Source organism: Kribbella sp. VKM Ac-2571 (genome assembly GCF_004362255.1).
GTDB lineage: Bacteria > Actinomycetota > Actinomycetes > Propionibacteriales > Kribbellaceae > Kribbella > Kribbella pratensis.
Genome location: NZ_SNWS01000009.1, coordinates 150807 through 170693, shown reverse-complemented (window position 1 = coordinate 170693; position 19887 = coordinate 150807). Strand labels below are relative to the sequence as shown.

20 protein-coding genes and 1 pseudogene are annotated in these 19887 nt (G+C 68.5%); 8 read left to right on the top strand and 13 right to left on the bottom strand.

Annotated elements, in window-relative coordinates; all coding sequences use genetic code 11:
• The first annotated feature begins 94 nt into the window (after positions 1–94).
• Both EV651_RS21215 and EV651_RS41920 read left to right on the top strand, forming a co-directional pair.
• Positions 95–1036, top strand: a complete 942-nt coding sequence (locus EV651_RS21215) for a GTP-binding protein LepA (RefSeq protein ID WP_238157096.1) — start codon at positions 95–97, stop codon at positions 1034–1036.
• Complete coding sequence (locus EV651_RS41920; protein ID WP_202870439.1) at positions 1033–1641, top strand: TetR/AcrR family transcriptional regulator; 609 nt, start codon at positions 1033–1035, stop codon at positions 1639–1641. Before EV651_RS21215 ends, EV651_RS41920 begins: the two co-directional genes overlap by 4 nt.
• Before the next feature lie 18 nt (positions 1642–1659).
• Here the strand turns inward: EV651_RS41920 and EV651_RS21200 are convergent.
• Positions 1660–2124 (bottom strand): annotated as a pseudogene (locus EV651_RS21200) (NPP1 family protein); the annotation flags it as partial.
• A 34-nt stretch (positions 2125–2158) separates the two neighbouring features.
• Complete coding sequence (locus EV651_RS21195) at positions 2159–3664, bottom strand: FAD-dependent oxidoreductase (protein ID WP_238157095.1); 1506 nt, start codon at positions 3662–3664, stop codon at positions 2159–2161.
• A 55-nt stretch (positions 3665–3719) separates the two neighbouring features.
• Between EV651_RS21195 and EV651_RS21190 the strand changes: the two genes are divergently transcribed.
• Positions 3720–5396 carry an alpha-amylase family protein gene (locus EV651_RS21190; RefSeq protein ID WP_133786946.1) on the top strand — a complete coding sequence of 559 codons (1677 nt, stop codon included), beginning with the start codon at positions 3720–3722 and terminating at the stop codon, positions 5394–5396.
• A 20-nt stretch (positions 5397–5416) separates the two neighbouring features.
• On the opposite strand, the gene EV651_RS21185 is transcribed toward EV651_RS21190, so the two are convergent.
• On the bottom strand, positions 5417–6610 hold the full coding sequence (locus EV651_RS21185; protein WP_133786945.1) for an MFS transporter: 1194 nt from the start codon (positions 6608–6610) through the stop codon (positions 5417–5419).
• An 80-nt stretch (positions 6611–6690) separates the two neighbouring features.
• Between EV651_RS21185 and EV651_RS21180 the strand changes: the two genes are divergently transcribed.
• Entirely contained in the window at positions 6691–7260 is a 570-nt protein-coding gene (locus tag EV651_RS21180) for a putative glycolipid-binding domain-containing protein (protein ID WP_133786944.1), read from the top strand.
• Between the two features lie 8 nt (positions 7261–7268).
• On the opposite strand, the gene crcB is transcribed toward EV651_RS21180, so the two are convergent.
• The 4 genes from crcB to EV651_RS21160 all read right to left on the bottom strand — a co-directional run bounded on the left by crcB (position 7269) and on the right by EV651_RS21160 (position 11465).
• Positions 7269–7640, bottom strand: a complete 372-nt coding sequence (crcB, locus tag EV651_RS21175) for a fluoride efflux transporter CrcB (RefSeq protein ID WP_133786943.1) — start codon at positions 7638–7640, stop codon at positions 7269–7271.
• Entirely contained in the window at positions 7637–8125 is a 489-nt protein-coding gene (locus tag EV651_RS21170) for a CrcB family protein (RefSeq protein WP_202870438.1), read from the bottom strand. Before EV651_RS21170 ends, crcB begins: the two co-directional genes overlap by 4 nt.
• 58 nt (positions 8126–8183) lie before the next feature.
• Positions 8184–10445: an FUSC family protein gene (locus EV651_RS21165; RefSeq protein ID WP_202870437.1), complete on the bottom strand. Its 2262-nt coding sequence runs from the start codon at positions 10443–10445 to the stop codon at positions 8184–8186.
• 72 nt (positions 10446–10517) lie between these two features.
• Positions 10518–11465: a hypothetical protein gene (locus EV651_RS21160; RefSeq protein ID WP_133786942.1), complete on the bottom strand. Its 948-nt coding sequence runs from the start codon at positions 11463–11465 to the stop codon at positions 10518–10520.
• Positions 11466–11728: 263 nt separating this feature from the next.
• On the opposite strand from EV651_RS21160, the gene EV651_RS21155 reads away from it, so the two are divergent.
• Positions 11729–12145, top strand: coding sequence for a hypothetical protein (locus EV651_RS21155; RefSeq protein ID WP_133786941.1), 417 nt, complete (start codon positions 11729–11731; stop codon positions 12143–12145).
• Here the strand turns inward: EV651_RS21155 and EV651_RS21150 are convergent.
• Positions 12142–13107, bottom strand: a complete 966-nt coding sequence (locus EV651_RS21150; protein ID WP_133786940.1) for a zinc-binding dehydrogenase — start codon at positions 13105–13107, stop codon at positions 12142–12144. The genes EV651_RS21155 and EV651_RS21150 overlap by 4 nt on opposite strands.
• Positions 13108–13176: 69 nt before the next feature.
• Here EV651_RS21150 and EV651_RS21145 point away from each other — a divergent pair, with 69 nt between their 5' ends.
• Positions 13177–13746: a TetR/AcrR family transcriptional regulator gene (locus EV651_RS21145; protein ID WP_133786939.1), complete on the top strand. Its 570-nt coding sequence runs from the start codon at positions 13177–13179 to the stop codon at positions 13744–13746.
• Between the two features lie 56 nt (positions 13747–13802).
• Here EV651_RS21145 and EV651_RS21140 read toward each other — a convergent pair whose 3' ends face one another.
• The 4 genes from EV651_RS21140 to EV651_RS21125 all read right to left on the bottom strand — a co-directional run bounded on the left by EV651_RS21140 (position 13803) and on the right by EV651_RS21125 (position 16085).
• The gene (locus EV651_RS21140; protein WP_133786938.1) at positions 13803–14039 is read right to left on the bottom strand and encodes an antitoxin; all 237 of its coding nucleotides are present in this window, start codon (positions 14037–14039) and stop codon (positions 13803–13805) included.
• A 15-nt stretch (positions 14040–14054) separates the two neighbouring features.
• A complete protein-coding gene (locus EV651_RS21135; protein ID WP_133786937.1) occupies positions 14055–14324 on the bottom strand; it encodes a hypothetical protein in 270 nt (89 codons plus the stop codon).
• Positions 14325–14482: 158 nt separating this feature from the next.
• Complete coding sequence (locus EV651_RS21130; RefSeq protein ID WP_133786936.1) at positions 14483–15058, bottom strand: sigma-70 family RNA polymerase sigma factor; 576 nt, start codon at positions 15056–15058, stop codon at positions 14483–14485.
• A gap of 148 nt (positions 15059–15206) precedes the next feature.
• Entirely contained in the window at positions 15207–16085 is an 879-nt protein-coding gene (locus tag EV651_RS21125) for a LysR family transcriptional regulator (protein WP_202870436.1), read from the bottom strand.
• 73 nt (positions 16086–16158) lie between these two features.
• On the opposite strand from EV651_RS21125, the gene EV651_RS21120 reads away from it, so the two are divergent.
• Both EV651_RS21120 and EV651_RS21115 read left to right on the top strand, forming a co-directional pair.
• Positions 16159–16539 (top strand): hypothetical protein, encoded by a 381-nt coding sequence (locus tag EV651_RS21120; RefSeq protein ID WP_133786935.1) that lies wholly within the window; start codon positions 16159–16161, stop codon positions 16537–16539.
• Positions 16532–18076, top strand: coding sequence for a multicopper oxidase family protein (locus EV651_RS21115; protein ID WP_133786934.1), 1545 nt, complete (start codon positions 16532–16534; stop codon positions 18074–18076). The genes EV651_RS21120 and EV651_RS21115 overlap by 8 nt, the downstream gene beginning before the upstream one ends.
• On the opposite strand, the gene EV651_RS21110 is transcribed toward EV651_RS21115, so the two are convergent.
• Positions 18077–19624 (bottom strand): mucoidy inhibitor MuiA family protein, encoded by a 1548-nt coding sequence (locus EV651_RS21110; RefSeq protein WP_133786933.1) that lies wholly within the window; start codon positions 19622–19624, stop codon positions 18077–18079. It lies immediately after the preceding gene.
• Between the last annotated feature and the right edge of the window lie 263 nt (positions 19625–19887).

Sequence of the window (19887 nt, the reverse complement as noted above, 5' to 3'; positions counted from 1 at the left end):
AAGTTCGAACTGACTGATCAGTCAGTTACTTTGTTAGGCTTGCCTCTGGGGGGATCGAGCGGGCATCCCTGTCGAACGAGCGAGGTGCCGCCTTATGTCGTTGAGCGATCTGAAAATCCCGCGCCGGTCAAGGAATCACCGCCGCCGGCGGGAAGAGTCCCGGCTTGCCGACCATGTCGATCGGCTGGGTGAGGAGCACCCGCCGATCCCGCTCGGCAGCGTCGACTACTCGATGAAGAAGCCCGGCCTGCTGGCCGAGCGGTTCGGTCCGGTGCTGGCGTACATGACCCGGGTCGAGCTCGAGGTCGAGCGCAACGTGCTCGAACTGAACATCCTGCTGCCCGATCCGCCCGAGGTCGACCGGCACTTCTACGCCGACGTGTGGATGCCGCAGGAGACCCGCCACGGGCAGATCCTCGACAAGCTGCAGCACCTGATCGGCGTGCAGCCGCACGAACCGAACCTGGCGGACGTCTCGTTCAGCCTCAAGTTCCTCGGCGCGCTCGGCCGGGTGCCCGGCATTCAGGACGTCAGCCGGATGCTCTACTACCTGACCGGGCTGGCCACCGAGCGTTCCGCGGTCATCGCCTACAACAAGTTCCATGCCGGGCTCGTCGGGCTGGGCGAGCGGGCCATCGCCGCCACGGTGATCGCGCCGATCCGCCGCCAGGAGCCGGGGCACTTCGCGTACTACCAGATGGCCGCGCAGCAGCTGTGGGACCAGTTGTCGGGATGGCAGAAATGGCTGACGCGCGAGCTGCGGAAGCGTACGTTCGAAGTGGTCGGCGCTTACAACAAGCGTCAGGTGGCCGACTTCGGGAACGTGATGGAGGCGCTGGAGATGAGTGACGGCGGCGAGGCGGAACTGCGCGAGTACGCGCGGCAGGTCGGACGGGCCGAGCACGAGCTGATGTGGGCGCACCGGCAGGGGATGCGGGTGCCGGACTATGTCTTCAAGTCCCTCAAGCGAGCCGCGGTGCTCGCAGCCGAACGGAAAGGTGACATCTGGCCTGCCGTCCACCCGGCAGGCTCATGACCGCTCCCGCGCACCCGCGCCATGCGACCCGGCCGTCCAAACGGCAGCTCATCATCGAGACCGCCGAGCGGCTGTTCGCCGAGCATGGGTACGACGCCACGTCGACGGCCCGGATCGCGACCGAGGCCGGCGTACCGTCGGGGCTGGTGTTCTACCATTTCGCGACCAAGCTGGACCTGTTGCTCGCGGTGGTGCAGGAGCGGCCGGCGCCCAGTGAGGTACTGCGGTCCACGGCGCGCGGCCGGACGGTACGGCGGCGGTTGCGGGCGATCGTGGCGCGGATGGCCGAGGAACTGGAACACGATCGCGCGGCCCGGATCATCGTGTTCCGCGAAGCGCAGGGGAGACCGGAGATCGCGTCCCGGGCGGCCGAGTTGTTCGCGGAGGCGACCGAGACCGTGGCCTGCGTCCTCGCCGGCGCCGAGGACGTGGTGGCCGATCCGGCGCGGGTGCAGGCGGCCGCGGAGCTTGTGGTCAGCCGGGTCTTCCTCGACACGGTCGCGCTCGCGCCGCTGGGGCAGGCCGAGACGGCGACCAACCGGCATGCCGCGATGATCGACCTGATCGCGGAGTCGCTGACGGACGGCGTGCGCGCCCACGGGTGAGCGCGCACGCCGGTCCGGTCAAGCCCAGGGATCGAAGGGGATTCCGGACGGCTTGGACGCGTTCAGCAGGTTGCGGAACCGGTCGTCCTTGTCGGTGATCTTGATCGTCGCGGACCCGAAGTCCGCGGTCATCAGGGTGTCGCGCAGCGCCGTACTCGGGTAGCCGTTCCAGTCGACGAGCGGCGGGTAGCGCCAGTCGTGGTAGTGGTTCTCCGGCGGTTCGTCGTTGCTGTTGGCGAGCCGGAAGAAGTGCGTGCCGGCGCCGTCCTTGTGGTAGACGACCTTCGGGTGCGAACCGTCGAACCGGACCTGTGAACGGGTGTACGTGACCTGGCTGGAGTGCTGGGTCGTGGTCACGTAGTCGACCTGGTCGGTCGACTGGTTCACCCAGGAGATGACGTGCTCCCAGTCGTGCCGGTGGCCGCCGAGGCTGCTGCCGGGGACTGCCTGGTCCTTCTCGAAGTAGCTGGCGTACACGATCGCGCACCAGCCGTTGTTGCACTTCGAGCGCGCGTAGCTACTGGTCCTCCGGCTTTGCCAGCGGTTCGGTTGCCGGGCCGTCCAGGACGGCGCCGTTCGGGGCGAAGCGGGAGCCGTGGCAGTTGCAGTCCCAGCTGGAGTCGCCCTGGTTCCAGCGCAGCGGGCAGCCGAGGTGGGTGCAGACCGGTACAACGGTGTGCAGCCGGCCATCGAGATCCACGTACGCGCCGACCGTCTTCCCGTCGACGTCGAACAGGCCGCCTTCACCCACCTCCACATGGTCGAGCCCGGGGCCGAGCAGCCGGCGGAGATGGCCGGCGGCGAACTCCTTGCCCACCTTCAGGTTGTCCTGGACCAGCTTCGCCACCGACCGCGCGTCGCCGATCCGGCCGGCGTCGAACACCTCGCTCCACGGGTTGTCCCGGCCGAGCACGGTGTCGCGAAGGATGCCTGCGGCAACGGTTCCGTTGCTGAGTCCCCACTTGTGCATGCCGGTCGCGATCAGGGCCGGCGAGCCCGGCGCCTTGCCGACGTACGGCAGCTGGTCCGGGGTGCTGTAGTCCTCGGCCGACCAGCGGTACTCCGGCTGCACCTTCGTGCCCCACACCTCGTCGACCCAGTCGACAAGGCTCTGGTACGACGTGTTGGTGTCCTCCTGCCCGCCGGTCTCGTGGTTCGCGCCGACCACGATCAGGCCGTTCGGCCCACCGCCTGGCCAGGGCCGGGTGGATCGGGTCGGTGCGTCGGCGGAGATCGTCATCGCCGTGGGTGCCTCGACAGGGAGCTGGACGGCGATGCCGTGGGACTGGTTCGGGCGGCTCCGCGCGAAGTACCCACCGATCGTGCCGAACGGCAACAATGTCGCGACCACAGCATGGCGGGCCGAGACGCGGCGGCCGGCTGCCGTTCGTGCCTCGACCCCATCGCCCTTGCCGTCCAGGTCGGTCACCCGTGACTGCTCGAAGATCCGTCCACCGGCCGCGCTGAAGGCGGTCGCCAGCCCGGCGAGGTAGCGGGCCGGGTGCAGCAGCAACTGGTCGTCGAAGCGAACAGCGGTCGCCGCGGTGACCGGCAACCCCATTTCCGCCGGGTCGGCCGGATGCGCGGGAAGACCGAGCTCGCCCGCCACCTCGGCCTCGCGCGCCAGGTCGGTGTCACCGGTCGAGTAGACGAAGGACGGTCCGCGGCTGAGCTCACAGTCGATGCCGAGCCGGCGTACCAGTTCCTCGACGCCGTCGACGGCTTCCTGGTTCGCTGTGGCGTACTGCTGTGCCTTGTCGCGGCCGTGCCGGTCCAGCAGCCCGGCATAGATCGCACCGTGCTGAGAGGTGACCTTGCCGGTGGTGTTGCCGCTGGTTCGCGCACCGATGCGCCCACCCTCGAGCAGGATGACGCCGAGGCCCTCCTGCTGCAGGTAGATCGCGGTGGTGAGTCCGATCAGGCCGCCTCCGACCACGAGCACGTCCGTCTCCTGATCGGTATCGAGCACGTCGTATCGCGGCAGGTTCGCGGTGCCCAGCCACACCGAGTTCTGAATCGTCATGACCCCGCAGGTTCCCGGGCGTGTACTCCGCCAACCCTCGGGTACCGGGCCTGACATGCGCCTGACCGAAACAGCAGACGTCTGGTGGAAGAACGCGGTCATCTACTGTCTCGACGTCGAGACGTTCTTCGATACCGACGGCGACGGGCGGGGAGACCTGCGCGGGGTCTGCCAGCGGATCGATCACCTGGCCGAACTGGGGGTGACGTGCCTGTGGCTGATGCCGTTCTACCCGACCCCGGACCGGGACGACGGTTACGACATCACCGACTTCTACGGCGTCGACCACCGACTCGGAACCCACGGCGACCTGGTCGAGCTGATCACGCTCGCCCGGGACCGCGGCATCCGGGTGATGGCGGATCTGGTGGTCAACCACACCTCGGACAAGCACCCGTGGTTCCAGAGTGCGCGAGCGTCGCGCGAGTCGCCGTACCGCGGCTGGTACGTCTGGCGCGACCAGCCGCCGCCGGACGCGGACAAGGGCATCGTCTTCCCCGGACAGGAGACGAGCCTGTGGCAGTACGACGAGGCGGCGGGTCAGTACTACCTGCACCGGTTCCACAAGTTCCAGCCGGACCTCGACATCGCGAATCGTGAGGTTCGCGAGGAGATCGAGCGCGTGGTCGGCTTCTGGTCAGAACTCGGGCTGTCCGGGTTCCGGGTGGACGCGGTGCCCTTCCTGATCGACACGGCCGGCGCCGAGGACGCGGCCGCCCTGCCGGATCCGCACGACTACCTGCGGGACCTGCGGGGGTTCTTGCAGCGGCGGCACGGAGACTCGATCCTGCTCGGCGAGGTCAATCTGCCCTATCCCGACGTACGGCGCTTCTTCGGTGACGAGGACGGCGACGAGCTGACGATGTGCTTCGACTTCATCGGCATGCAACGGCTCTACCTGTCGCTGGCGCGCAACGACCCGGCCGAGCTGGTCAAGGCGTTGCGGGACCGGCCGGTCCCGCCCGAAGAGGGGCAGTGGGGAACGTTCGTCCGCAATCACGACGAGCTGACGCTGGACAAGCTGTCCGAGGACGAACGGCAGGAAGTCTTCGACGCGTTCGGGCCGGAGAAGGACATGCAGATCTACGGCCGTGGACTGCGCCGGCGGTTGCCGCCGATGCTGGGCAACGACCAGGCCCGGCTCCGGATGGTCTACAGCTTGCTGTTCTCGCTGCCGGGTACGCCGGTGCTGTTCTACGGCGAGGAGATCGGCATGGGGGAGAACCTCGCCGCCGAGGACCGGCACGCCGTCCGGACACCGATGCAGTGGACGGCTGATCCGTCCGGCGGCTTCTCGACGGCCGACCCGTCCCGGCTGCCTGCCCCGATGGTCGAGGGCGAGCTCGGCCCGGAGAACGTGAACGTGGCGGCGCAGCGGCATGACCCCGAGTCTCTGTTCAGCTGGATGAAGCTGTTGATCCGGCGGTACCGCGAGTGCCCGGAGTTGTCCTGGGGGTCGTGCACGATCCTCGAGACCGGAGTGCGGTCGGTGTTCGCGCACCGCTCGGACTACGAGGACGGCACGATCGTCGCCGTGCACAACTTCGCCCCGGAGGCGGTCCGGGTCAGCCTGGCGGTCGCCGGCAGTGCCATCGGCCTGCGTGCGGTCGATCTGCTGGAGAACAACGGTACGACGGACGTCGGCGACGACGGTGCGCTGTCGCTGGAGCTCGCGCCGTACGGCTGCCGCTGGCTCCGGATCGTGCGCCCGGGTGACCGCTACCTGGTGTGACGCGCCCGCGGGGACGCCGGTCAGGTGCTCTCGCGGGTGCTGAGGATCGTGAAGGCGACGATCGCGAGGGCGGTCAGGCACGCCGGGATGAAGAAGACGTGCGGCAGGCCGATCGCGGCCACGCCGATGCCGCCGATCGTTCCGCCGATCGCCGAGCCGAGGGGGATCGCGCTCAGGAAGATCCCGGACGCGGTCCCGACTCCTTCGGGGTAGAGCCGCTGGGCGATCGAGACCCCGAGGGCGCCGACGCACGCCCACAACCCGGCAGTCAGGGCCTGGCCGACGAACAGGCCGACGACCGAGGTACTGAGCGCGTAGGCGAGGTTGCCGGCCAGCCCGAGTACGGCACCGGCCGTCATCGCCCGGATCGCGCCGAACCGGTCGGCGATCCGCGCGACCGCCGGGAGCAGCAGCAGCTCGAGGAGCGGCTGGATGCCGATCACGGCGCCACGCACCGCGTCGGACACGTGGAGCTGCTCGGCCATGTAGATCGGGAGGTAGCCGAACTTGATCGTGTCGCCGGTCATCGCGAGCACGCAGACCGCGGTGAAGATCAGCAACGGCGCCATCTGGTCGATCCTGCGGCGCTCGTCGGGCGTCCGATCGCGTGGAGCGTCGTACCGCTCGACACGTTGCTGGCCGAGCGGGATCATCTGGGCGAACACGCAGGCAGCCGTTGCCACCAGCAACGCACGGAGCCCGAACACGCCGCCGAACCAGCTGCCGAACACCGGACCGAGGATCCAGCCCGTGGTGAATGCCATCCGGACGGTCGCGACAACCCGGTTCTCGGCCCGGGTCGGATGCCGGCTGAGCTCGTCACGGCAGGCCGCGAACAGCTGCGCCATCGAGCCGCCGGCCACGCTCAACGCCAGCGCGCTGATCACGAACGGCATCCAGACCGCAGTCGCCCCCGCCATCGCGAGCCAGCCGGCCGCGCCGATCACCGAGCAGATCCGGAACCACAGGAGCCGGTCCTGGGTCCGGTCCGACCAACGCCCGACCAGGAACCCGGCGAGCGGCGCGGCCAGGTTCGTGACGTAGTACAGCCCGGCGACGGGGAGCGGTGTGTGGAGCTCCCGCACGAGGAAGAGCGTCAGCTGCGGAGTCGCCGCTGACAGCCCGATCCCAGCCACCAGCAACGACAGAAACGCCGACCGGTAGAACCGCGACCGAAGAACAATGCCCAACGCGGACTCGGACCGGTCCAGCATCACTCTGGGTACTCCGATGCCAGCTGCACCTGTTCGTCCGTCACGAGGACCAGTCCATCACGTCCGGCTAGGGTCTGAACATGTTGCTCAGCCCACTGCCCACCGCGACCTCGTGGACGCATCGGGGAGTACGCGTCGGATTTGAGGTGCTGTTCGCCGGTGCTGGCCGGTTGCGTGGTCGTACGGCGGCTCGCGAGGGCGGGGCGACCTGGTACGTCGGGTACGGCATCACCGTCGACGCCGACTGGGTAACCGAGTCCGTACACGCGGTGAACTCGACGGTCTCCGGCGATCTCGAGGTTGTGTTGACACGTTCCCCGGATGATCGCTGGACCGTGAACGGTGTGGCTCGGCCTGATCTCGACGGCTGCCGGGACGTGGACTTCGAGTCCTCGGCGGTCACGAACACGCTCCCGGTCCATCGGCTCCCGTTCGTTCCCGGTACTGCGGTCGACGTGCCGGCTGCCTTCGTACAGGCCGAAGATCTGACCGTCATGAGACTCGAGCAGCGCTACACGCTCACGAGCTCCGACAAGCACGGGCACGTGTTCCACTACGAGTCCGCGACGTTCGACTTCGAGTGTGAGCTGACATTCGACGCTTCAGGTCTGGTGCTGGACTATCCGGGGATCGCGACCCGCGATCGCTGACCGGGTTGTCAGCCCCAGATCGCCTGGCTGACGGCTGCTCCGAGGAACACGCTGCCCAGGCCGGCCACGATGCTCGCGGTGACGTTTGCGACCGCGAGGAACCGCGCCCGGTCCTCGTACAGGCGGATCGTCTCGTACGAGAATGTCGAGTACGTCGTGAGCGCGCCGCAGAACCCGGTGCCGACGAGGAGCTGCACGCCGTGGGGGAGAGCCGAGGAGGCGCCGGCCAGGAAACCCAGGATCAGCGATCCCACGACGTTCACGCTGAACGTGCCCCACGGGAACAGTGAGTCGTGCCGGGCCTGAACGGCGCGGTCGGCGACGTACCGCAGCGGTGCTCCGACCAAGCCGCCGGCGATCACCAGCAACAGCCGGGTCATCGCGATCTCCAGGTGATCAGCGCGCGCGTCGCGCTCACCGTCGCCCGGACCGCGAGCAACGCGCCGACAACGGTCGTGGCGAGGTAGAGCAACGCGATCCCGGCGTTCCGCCCGGTGACGAGCTGCTGGATGTCGACGGCGTACGTCGAGAACGTGGTGAACCCGCCGAGCACGCCGGTGCCGAGAAACGGCCGCAGGAGCCGTTGCCGGGTGAGAACGTCGGTGACCAGCACCATCAGGATCCCGATCAGGCCGCAGCCGACCACGTTGATGATCAGCGTGCTCACGGGGAAACCGCCCGGGGGAGTCGGCCAGCCGAGCCCGACCAGGTACCTCGCGGCGGCGCCGATCGCACCGCCGGCGGCGATGGCGCCGAGGATCACCGGGTCGTGTGCACGCTGCGCCCGGCCGTCGATCCGCAGGTCGACGTCAGAGTCGACCGGTCCCCTGGGCAAGGGTTCGACGGGGTGGTGCTCCACAGACATGCCTCCAACTCCGGACAGCATAACGGTCGCCGTCCGGCGGCCGCCTCAGTGGTCCGGTTCAGGTAGTGCGGCCGGCGGCGGTCGCGAGGCTGGGTTGGAGACGGCGGAGGACTTCCAAGTGGTCGCTGGTCCACAGGATGCGGACGGCGGTCGGTGTCGCCCTGCCGTTCTCGTCGTGGAGGTCCCGACGTACTGCCTCGATCAGTCGCCCCTTCGTCGTGAGGTCGGCTGCGAGCGGCTCTGGCACCTGTCCGCGCTCTTCCAACGCGTCCGCGAGGCCGGCGTACCACTGGCGTACCCGTTCAGCGAGCACCAGGAGCTCATCGTGCGCGGCCATCCGATCAGCTGGTGGCAGCTCGTCGTCCGCGAAACGTTCCCAGAGCTCGAGTACTGCGTCAGCCGCCAACCGGACCCCGACAACGCCGGTGACCAGCGTGGTCATCTCGCTGAGTGGAGCAGATTTCATGCCGCGTTCGGCGAGGTAGGTGCGGAAGGCGTCGTCCAGCCGCCGGGCCGAGGCGGCGGCCCGGCGCGCGTCCCGGGGAGATCCGGGGACCGTCCCTGGGTTGCAGCATGCGACGGCGTAGTCCACCGCGTTGACGAGGTACTGGGCGCTGTCGGCGTACGCCTCGGAGAGCGCCTTGTCGACGGCGGACGTCGCACCGCGCGGCCAGAAGAACAGGCCGACGACCAGGCTCACGGCGCAGCCGAGCGCGATGTCCTCGATGCGGAAGAGGATGAGCGACCAGCCTTCCGGCTGCGCGATGTTGAACAGGATCACGAGGGTGACGGTGAACGCGGCCTGTCCGGTGGCGAACGAGATCGCGGCCGGCACGATCCCCGCGATCAGCACCGCGACCGGCAGGAGGATCCACAGCACGGTGGTGTTGTTCCCGATCAACTGGAGCAGACCGGCGCCGACGATCGAGCCCACGACCGTGCCGGCGAGTGCCCGGAACGCGTTCTGCCCGGTGTTGAGCGCGTTGGACCGCAGGACCGACAGGGCGCCGAGGATGACCCAGAACGCGTGCTGGACGCCGGTCACGTCCGCCAAGGCGACCGCGATCGCCAGGCCGACCGCACCGCGGATGCTGTTGTGCAGCCACACCGAATGCGGCTCGACGTGCGCGGCGGCTCGTTCCACGGCGCTCGCGAGAGGCGCGGTCAACGAACCCGGTTCGCGGCCGAGGAGGCGATCCGGCCAGCTGCGTCGGTCGGCTGCCCGGTAGGTCTCCACGTTCTGCGCGACCTGCAGGACTCCGAACGAGATCTCCTGCGCCCGGAAGGAGACGTGGAGGCTGCCGAAGAACAGGTGCAGGTCCGGGTCGGCGACGTCATTCGCCGGCAGCCTGCCGACCGCGCTCGCCTCGAGTGCGCTGACGGCACGGCGCAACTCGTCAGCCGCGGCGCGCAGGTCGGCGGTGCCGAGACGTGGGTCCTCCAGCACCTGCGCGCAGAGGTCCAGGACGGTCGCGGCCGCCAGCCGGACCGCGGAGGACTCGGGATCCCGCGCCGACTCCGGCAGCGTGGCAGGGGACGACTCGTCGAGAATCGTGCTCAGCCAGGTCAGCTCGTCGACGAGCCTGACCAAGGCCCGGGATCCTGTCGACAGGCCGGTTGGCCGGTACGGCGTCGCAGTGAAGGTACTGCGGAGTGCCGCGGTCGCATTTGTGGTCGCCTCAGCCACCACGCGGCAGGTCTGCAGGTTGGACCCGGCCGAGAAGTGCTCGGCGTCGGCCCGCAATTGCTTCGCGGCAGCTCGGCAGACTTGTGCTGCGGGCGTGACCAGCGGATCGACGGAGGCTCGCGGCCAGAGCAGCCAGACCGCGAGGATCGCTGCACAGGCGGCGATGGACACGCCGGCGAGCCGTTGCGGCAGGAGCGCCGGCGGGGCGGGCGTCGACACGGAGAGGATGAATGCGAGCAGCAACGACGTACCCGCACCTGCGAGGACGGAGCTGACCACGCCCGAGAACAGCACGACGAACGCTACGACCACCGTGGCCGCGACCGCGGTCCACACCGACTGTCCCGCGAGTGTCCCCAGCGAGACGAGCACCAGCCACGCCACTGCGAGCGCCACCTGTGCCCGCAGCCGCTGAACCGCCGTGCCGGAGAAGTCGACCAGGAGCAGCATCGCGAACGCACCGAAGGCTGCGAACGTCGCCACGATCGGCGCATGCAGGACCTGAGCGCAGAACGCGAACAACGACGGCATGATCAACGCTGTCCGCGCCGCCCGCCGAGTAGCGGCCAGGCCAGGATCTCGGCGCCGCAACCATCCCACGAGGAGCCCGCCCGGGGCCGTCACGCTAGCCACCCACGAAGGATCGCACGAAGGGACGCCGTCCTCCAGGCGTTCGCGCCGGAGGACGGCGTCCCGAAAAGTTGATCAGCCGCCGTTGAGGACGTCGTACTTCGGAGCGATGCGGAAGTACTGCGGGTCGGAGAAGGTCAGCGGGACCTTGCCCAGACTCTTGATGGCGGTGCCAGTGCCGTTGGCGTGACCAACGGCGTACAGGTAACCGGACTTGGTCTCCTTGTCGATGCCGAGCAGCAGCGTGCCGCTCGCGCCGCAGTTGGTCGCGATCAGCTGCTCGAAGCCCTGCCAGGTCGTGCCGCGGACCACCCTGCTGGTCGGCGCGGCCAGGTACTTCGTCGGCCAGGTGACGGTGACGAGTGCGCCGGACCTGGTGTTTGCGAGGAACGTCTCCGAGGTCGCGGTGCGGCCGATGAGCGCGATGCCCTTGACCGTGCTCAGACCGCCGACGCCGGAGGTGATGCGCCAGCCGCTGCCGTCGGAGATCCAGCGCTGCGTGACGCCGTCGGTGCGCTGGCCGTACAGCAGTGTGCGAGCCGGGTCGCCGGCGTTCGCCGGACGCAGGATCGACTGCTCGATCCAGCGGTAGTTGGACCAGCCGCCGCCGATCCGGAGATTGTTGTGCGGGTAGTGCGGGTCCAGCTGGCTCTGGCCGTCGACGACGAACGAGCTGGAGTACAGCGCGCCGCCCATGACGGTGAGACCGGACCGCGACTCGCCGCTGCCGAGCGGCGTCCCGGTGAACGTGCTGATGTGCTGGACCTGGTTCGCACCGAACACCCCGGCCGTCCCACGGACCCCGCCGACGGTGATCGGTGCGGTGGCGTTGACCATCCGGCTGGTGAACGCGCCGGTCGACGTGACCGACCCGAGCCGCAACGCGCACGCCGCGGTAGTTGCGGTCGTGCTGCCCGCTGTGGATTGGGCAGTCTGGGCAGCCTGGGCCGACGGCACCATGGCCGCCCCGAGGCCCAACGCGAGCACGCCGGCCGAGGCCAGGCCTACGGTCTTACGAAACATCTGGATCGTCCTCCCCATTCACGCGGAGGCACCCCAGCCTCCGTCGTACCGCATTGGAGTCCGCCCGCCGCCGAAAAGTTGCCGGTCGGGGTGGCGCAGAATCTCCCCGCCGGCAGCCGTTCATGTGATGTCCCCGACAACGCTTGGAGGGCTCGGTCGGCCGGGCTTCCTGGTAGACACGGGCGTGAGGACGTGTCGCCGACAGGGAAGCGGATTCGATGGTGATGGCATGGCGGTTCGGTGCCGTTGACGTCGATGCCGTCATGTCGGTGATTCGTGACGCGACAACCTTCGCGGAGTGGATGGTCGCCGTACCGCCCGAGCTTCGCCCGGGCCTCAACTGGCCGCAGGTGGGCAGCGTCATCCTGCGGGACGACGGTCGCGAACCGCGCGCCCGGCACGCCCACAACCGGCAGTTGCTCGTTGCGGTCGTCGAGCGTTGGCGACCTGACAGCGAACTCGTCGTACGACTGCGCAGTGGACTGGGCGGCTGGGTCCAGGTAGCGGTCAAGGTGCAGCCACGCCCGGGCGGTTCGCTGATCGAGGTCCGCTCCGAACCGCTCACCGCCACCGCCCGTCTGCGCTACACCGGCACGGCCCGCGGCCGCGCCGAGGAACGCTGCGCCCAGGTCGCCGAGAACCTGATCGCTCTGGCCACCGTCGACGAGCCCGAGGACTAGACCGGCTTCAGGACGATCCGCCCGAAGACCTCGCCGTCCTCCATCTTCTGGTGCGCCAGTACGGCGTCGTCCAACGGCAACTGCTCGTGGATCACCAGCGGCAGCCGACCGTGCGCCGCGGCGGCGAACTGTTCGGTTCTGACAGTACGGCGTTCTGCGGGCGACACCGTGTCCGCGCTGAAGGTTGCGAAGGACAACGACTTGCGGAAGTTGGCCATCAACGCCGTACCAAGATCGGCCGGTGCTGGGCCGGCGATCGCTCCGACCGCGACGAGCCGCCCGTTCGGTCGCAACTTGTCGAGGAACACCGGCAACTGCGGGCCGGCGACGACGTCGATGATCACGTCGTACGCCGGGGGAGCGGTGGTATCGCCGGCACCGGACCGATCCAGAACATGCGTCGCGCCGACCGCGCGCAACAGTTCACCGCGTGCCGCTGACGAGGTCGTGACCGCGACCGCTGATGCACCGCCCTGCGCGGCGAGGTGGACTGCGAGGATGCCGATGCTTCCGGCAGCGCCCCGCACCAGAACGGACTCGCCCGGGCTGAAGTGCGCGTGCTGCAAGCCGAAGTGCGCCACGATGCCGGAGCTCCCGAGCGTGACCGAGCCCGCGGCGGACAGGCCGGTCGGCAAGGGTACGACGTCCTCGACCGCAGCGATCGCCTGCTCGGCGTACCCGCCACCAAGACCGGTGAACGCCCAAACGCGCTGACCGATCCACGAACGGTCCGTGTCGTGGCCGACGGCAACTACCGTCCCCGCAACCTCCGAACCCGGTATGAGGCCTTCGCGGAATCCCCACGCGGAAAGGGAACCGCTGCGAATCAGCGCATCGACACCTCCGACGCCGATCGCCTCGACCGCGACCAGTACCTCACCTCGGCCCGGCTCCGGCGCCGGTACGTCGACGACGCTCAGCCCCTCGGGACCGCCGAACGCCTTGATTTCCACTGCCTTCACTTGCTGTCTCCTCTCGACCTGTTCCCAGCCTAAGTGGACGCACCCGTCCGGTTGGCTAGAGTGAGAGGCGTGAAGGATCGATTGCCTCAGAAACTACGCGCCGACGCGGAGGACAACCGCGAGCGGATCCTGGCCTCGGCCCGGACGCTGTTCGCGAGCGAGGGACTGGCCGTGTCGATGCGCGAGATCGCCCGGCACGCGGGCGTCGGTCCCGCGACGTTGTACCGCCGCTATCCGACCAAGCAGGCGCTGGCGACCGCGGCCTTCGCCGAGCAGGTCCGTGCCTGCGAGGAGATCGTCGAAGAGGGGCTTGCGGCAACGGATCCGTGGCAGGGGTTCTGTCTGGTGATCGAGCGGATCTGCGACCTGCATGTCCGCAATCGAGGGTTCACGGACGCGTTCCTGGCGACGTACCCCGACGCGGTCGACAGTTCGGCGAGTCGCGAGCTCACGCTGAAGTCCGTGGCCACTCTGGCGCGGAGGGCGAAGGCTCGGGGTCAGCTGCGGCGGGACTTCGAGTTGAGTGATCTCATCATCATGCTGACCGCGCACCGGGGACTGCAGGCGTCGACGCCGGCTCGGCGGCCGGCTGCGTCGCGGCGGTTTGCGGCGCTGACCGTGCAGGCCTTCAGCGCTTGAAATTCCTGAGGCGGCCGTGGGAAGTCCCATGACCGCCTCGGTGTGCAGGCGTCCGATCAGCCCTGGCTGTCAGGGATGTCGTCGTTCTGGCCGTCCAGCCCGTCGAGCTGGTCCTTCGCCACGCCGACGCCCTGGTCGATCTTGTCGCCGTACTGGCCGCCGGTCTTCTCGTCGACGAAGTCGCCGGCCTTGTCCAGGCCGTCGGCGACCTTGTCACCGTGACCGTCGACCAGGTCGGCCGCCTTGTCCTTCAGGCCCTCGGCCGCGTCCTTGATGTTGTCGAATACGCCCATGTGCGTGATCCCCGTTCAGTTTCCGTAGGTGCTGTTGCCGTCGCTGTCGCCGTCGTCCGAGGAGCCGTAGCCGACCTCCGACGAACGCTCGTTGCCGGACTCCTCGCGCTGGCCGTAGTCGCTGCCCGATTCGTTGCCGGATTCCCCTCCGCTGGAATCCTGCCCGAAGTCGTTGCCGCCGCTGGTGGAGCCGTCACCGGATCCGTAGCTGTTGCCGGAATCCTCCCGGCCGCCCTGCTCGCCGAACTGGCTGTCGTTGTCCTGCTCGTCGTAAGGATTGCTCATGCGCTATCTCCCCGTGAGATATGAGTTGTCGACCGCCCGGTGCTGAACGAACCCGTCCGACGGGCGGTCGTGAGCCGGATGGCACCCGGCCTTTCCTACCGGAACGTAGGATGCGGCGCAAGGACTCCGTCGCGTGTTCGCGTGCCTTCACGAACCGGTCACCGGATGATCCGGCGCAGCCGGTTCGTCGCGCGGAACTGGAGTTGTTTGACGGCGCCGTCGGTCCGATCCATCGCGGCGGCGGTCTCGCTGATCGACAGCCCCGCGAAGAACCGCAGGAGCAGGCACTCGCGCTGGTCGTCCGGCAGTTGCGAGAGGGCGCCGCGCAGCGACGCCTCGCTCACGGACGCCAGTGCGGCCTGCTCGGGTCCCATGGCCTCGTCGACCTGCGGGTCGACCTCGTCGGTGACGATCGCGAGCCGGCTCCAGCCTGAGCGGTGATGGTCGATCACCACGTTCCGGGCGATGGTGACCAGCCAGGCCGCGAAGTTCAGGTGCGCCCGCGGCCGGCGGGCGATCGCGCGGAACGCCCGCAGGAACGTCTCGCTGGTCAGATCCTCGGCCGCACTGCGGGACGAGGTCTTGCTGTAGGTGTAGCGGTAGATCGACGGCAGGTACCGATCGTAGAGCCGGCCGAAGGCCGCTGCGTCACCCGCTTGCGCGAGCCGGATCAGTTCTTCCTCGTCGTCGAGATCGTCGGAAACTGCGACAGATGCGGCGGTGTGTATGGACATGTCTCGGTTACGCACCGCCTGGTGCGAAGGTGTTGATGGCCATGCGCTTCCTAAGCCCCGTTCTCAGTCAGCTACGCGGTGAACATCACGAAAAGGTTACACAAGGTTGCCCACCGTGTCACCACCTATCCACTCCGTAGCTTCCAGCTCAGTCTGACCAGTTCCAGGTGGTGATTGCTGTGCGCATCAGTTGGGCGGCAGTGGTCAGGTTGGCGTCGGCGCTCCAGAGCAGGGAGAGAGTACGGCGGCACTCGGGGTGGTCGACCGGGATGGCGGCGACGGGGTAGCTGGGGATCGAGCGGCGGGCGAAGTCCGGGTTGAAGCCGATGCCGAGACCCGCGCGGATCAGTTCCTGGATGGCCGCGGCCTCGTCGCTCTCGCAGACGATCCGCGGTGTGACGCCGGTGTCGGCGAACAACCGGTCGAGAAGCCGGCGTTGCCAGTGGCCCTTGCGGGCGATGACGAACGGCTCGTCGACGAGATCCTCGACTGTCACCGACGTACGGCTCGCCAGCGGATGGTCGAGTGGCGTCACCACCCGAACGGCTTCGTCGAGCAGGACGGCCGATTCCAGGCCGGCGCTCGGCACCGGCTGGGACGCGACGCAGAGGTCGATGTCCTGGGCGCGCAGCCGTCGCGGCATTTCGTCGGCCGACATCTGCTGGAGCTCGATCTCGACGGCCGGGTGGTCGCGTTTGAAGCCGGCGACCGATTCGGTGAGGGCGAGGAACGTCTCGGCGGCGAGCCGCACACTGCCCGAACCCTGCACGGTCGCCTCGGCGACGGCTCGCCGGCCCGCGTCGAGTTCGCCGAGCGCGCGTTCGACGTACCCGCGGAACAGAACGCCTGCCGGGTTCAGGCGGAGGCGTGCGGCGCGGTCGAACAGCGGCGTACCGAGTTCGCTTTCCAGGCGCGCGATCGTGCGGCTCAGCGAGGGTTGCGCGACGTGGAGTTCCTCGGCCGCGCGGCTGAGATGCTCGAGACGGGCGACGACGACGAACTGGCGGAGCGTGGTCAGGTCCATCATGACTCTTCCGTCATAACGAGATAGCGATATTGGTCTTGGACTCTCATAACGTTCGAATCATAGTGTCGCTGGCATGGTCAGTGGGTGGGTGTTGCGGGGCGTCGTCAGTGCGCACCTGGTAGCGGTATTCGGTCAGCCGGTCTTTGCCGGGGTCTATCTGAGTGGTGACTTCGACGGGCTGCGGATGCATGCGGTGGGCGCGGACGTCGTCACGTCTCTTGGGTATCTGCAGGTGATCGCCGCGGTGGTGGTGTGGGTACGGCTGCGGCAGGTCTGGACGTTCGTCGCGTCGCTGGGCGTGGTGGTGGCCGAGACGGTGCAGTACTTCGCGGGGCAGGGCGGCGCCTTGTGGTTGCACCTGCCGCTGGGAGTGATCACGGTTACGGCTGTCGTCGTGTTGTTCATCGCGATCTGGCGGCAGCCCGTCCTACGGCGGGAGGTCGAGCATGCGTGACCGGATGAGTCGGCGTCAGGCGCTGGGGATCGGGGGAGCGCTCGGGGTGGTGGCATTGGGCGGGCTGTCGAGTGCTGCGGCACTGTCGCGACGACCGGCGTCGACGGGTGCCGTGTTGCGTAGCGCCGTACCGCTGCCGCCGGCGTTTCTGGTGCCGTTACCTCTTCCGCCCGTGTTGTCGGGTCCTGAGATCGAGATCGTGCAGCGAGAAGTCACAGCGGAGATCCTGCCCGGTGTGCCGACGCGGTTGTGGACGTACGGCGGGACGTTCCCGGGACCGACGATCGAGTCACGTCGAGGGTATGCAGTCACGGTTGCCCACCGCAACGAGTTGCCGGTGCCTACCGTCGTACATCTTCATGGTGGGCGCACGCCGGCGGAGTCGGACGGGTATCCGACCGATCTCGTACTGCCCGCCGGGTGGGGGCATCTGGGGCACGGGATGCACGATCCGCGGGCCGTGACGAGTGAGGTCACGCGGACGTACACGTTCCCCTTGGATCAACGGGCGACGATGCTCTGGTACCACGATCACCGAATGGACTTCACCGCGCCGGCGATCTGGCGCGGGCTGGCCGGGATGCACATCGTCCGGGACTCCTCGGAGGAGTCGCTCGGGCTGCCGTCGGGGGTGCGCGAGCTGCCGCTGATGATCGCGGACCGGGCGTTCGCTGCTGACGGATCGTTGGCCTATCCATCGATCGATCCGACGTTGCAGATGCATCCGGGTGTCCAGGAGCCTTATATTGCTGGGGTTCTGGGTGATGTGATCATGGTGAACGGGGCGCCTTGGCCGATGCATGAGGTCGACGGTGCGCGCTACCGATTGCGGATTCTCAATGCGTCGAACGCGCGGCACTACGACCTCGAAGCGGTCCTCGACGACGGCCGCCGCCTCGACCTCGTGCAGATCGGTGCCGATCAGGGGCTGCTCCGTGCACCCGTCATTCATCGCAACCTGCCGATCGCGCCGGCTGAGCGGTACGACGTGATTCTCGACTTCGGCCGGGTGCCCGTCGGGAGCCGGGTGCGGATCGTCAACCGGATGGGATCCGGGCGCACGCGGGACGTGATGGCGTTCAGCGTCGTACGGAAGGCCGCTGATGACAGCCGGATTCCTGAGGTGCTGTCCGAGGATCTGCCGGTTTGGCAACGATCGGAGGCTGTGCGGGTGCGGGACTTCTCGTTCCGTGCCGGGCAGATGGGGGACGGGCACGGCTGGCTGATCGGCGGGCAGCCGTTCGCGCCGGATCGCACGGACGTCACCACTCGGCTCGGCGACGCGGAGATCTGGCGGTTGGTCGCCGATGTCCACCATCCCGTACACCTGCACCTCGTCGGCTTCCAGGTGTTGTCACGCGGCGGACGTGCTCCCTTGCCGCACGATGCCGGCCTGAAAGACACGGTGTCGGTGCGGCCGGGGGAGTCCGTCGAAATCATTACCCGCTTCGACGGCTATCGCGGGCGCTACCTCTTCCACTGCCACAACGCCGAACACGAAGACATGGGCATGATGGCCAACCTCGAAATCACCTGATCATTCTCGCCAGCCGGTGAGGTCCACGGATTTGGCGGAGTCCACTCGGAACGCGAGTTTGACGGTGGTTTCGGTCTCGGGGGCGAGGTCGAGTTTCCAGGTGATGACGCCTAGGTCGGTGGTTTCCGTCGGTTCGGGATCGGCGGTCAGTCGCTTCACGGTGATCTCGTGGTCGCGGGAGACCGGGAACTGGTCGAGCACCGTGATCCGGGCGGTGCGCGGCGCGTGGTTCTCGATCTTCGTCTCGTACTCGACCTGCCGACGACGCGTCGACCCGAGCGTCGCCTTCGTCGCGTCCCGCCGTACCAGCTTCCGCTCGACGCGAATGCGGTCGTCTACGCCGAGAGCGAGCTCGACGTCCTCCCCGGGCGCCCACGACGGCAACGCGGCAGAGCCGACGAAGTCCGCTTCGTGGAAGACCGCGGCCTTGCCGGCGGGGAGCGTGTGGGCAGATGAGTTCACGACGGTGGCCCGCAGATGTACGTCGGTGGATCGCACGGGCGCTGTGATGTAGTCCAGGTCGGCGTCGAGGTCGATCGCGGCGATCGTCGCGCGGTGGGTGGCGGCGTCAGATGGTACGGCGACGGGTCGCGGCGGCGTGTAGGTCGCGGCTGTGACGCCCTGTTCGACAGTCGCGTCCAGATCGACGAACTGGGCGGATTGCTCGATGAAATCCGCGTGTTGACCTGCCCCGCGAGCCAGTGGGCGGGCGGCTGGTGCGTGCGGCATCGGCGGGCGCGCGCGGTCGAGGAACCAGGCGTCGAGCTCCGGCACCTTCGCGGTCACGGTCGGCCGGGCCGTCGACAACGTGAGGTCGCACTCGGGCCAGTCCTCGCCTGTTCGCTGCGTGATCAGCCCGTACCAGTTCAACGTCAGCCGATCGCCCTTGAGACGTACGTCGTACGAGCTGGTCCACCCCGCCGCGGGCACGACGTACGAGAGTTCGATCTCGACCTCCGCCTCGGACTCCAGTGCCAACGCGACAGCTGCAGTACGCCGGTCGGGCGCGCGCTTCTCCGTGAGTGCAGCAAGCCGACGGCCCACCGCAGCGAGACGCTCCTCGACTTCGCGGCGTTGCACAGTCAGCTCCCGGCGCTTCGCCCGTACGGCGGACAACCGGCCCGCCAGCGACTCGGTGAACTCACCGAGCTCCGCCCCCGGGTCGCCCGAGGCGAGCGTGCGTGCAAAACTGCCGCCGGCCCGCTTCGCCAGCTGCGCCAGGAAGGTCTCGAGCTGCACCTGTACGTCGTCCGCGTCGGTGAGGGCCGCGACCTCGTCCTGCGCCGCACGCTGGACCCGCTCGAGCTCGGCGACCGTCTCGTCCGGAGCCTGCGGATGATGCCGCGTCGCCACGTCCACCCCGAGTACGGTGGCCGGCCCTCGCCCCGACACCCGCACGGAATCCTCTTCCAGCAACAGCGGCAGCGGTTCGACGTACACGACCTGATCCCCACCCGGCACCGTGATCCGCCCACGCCGCGTAACCCGCGCCCGATCCGGATAAACAGTCACACCAACAACCGGCGCCTCCACCACAAGCTCACTCATCCCACGACAGTAGGCCTTCAAAGGAGTAACAGCCCCAGCTAACACCGCCCGGACCCGCCCGCCTCCGCATCGACCGCCAGGCCCACACGCACACCATGCGCACGTCCCGCCCTCCGTCCCGCCGTCCGTCCCGCCCCCGTTCCGTCCACTGCACCGCCCATCGCGCCGCCCACCGCACCGCCCCGCATGCTTGACCCACGCGCCGTTCCCGTCCCGCGTCCCGCACGGCGCCGCCCGGCCTTAACCCACCGCATGTGCCCAGC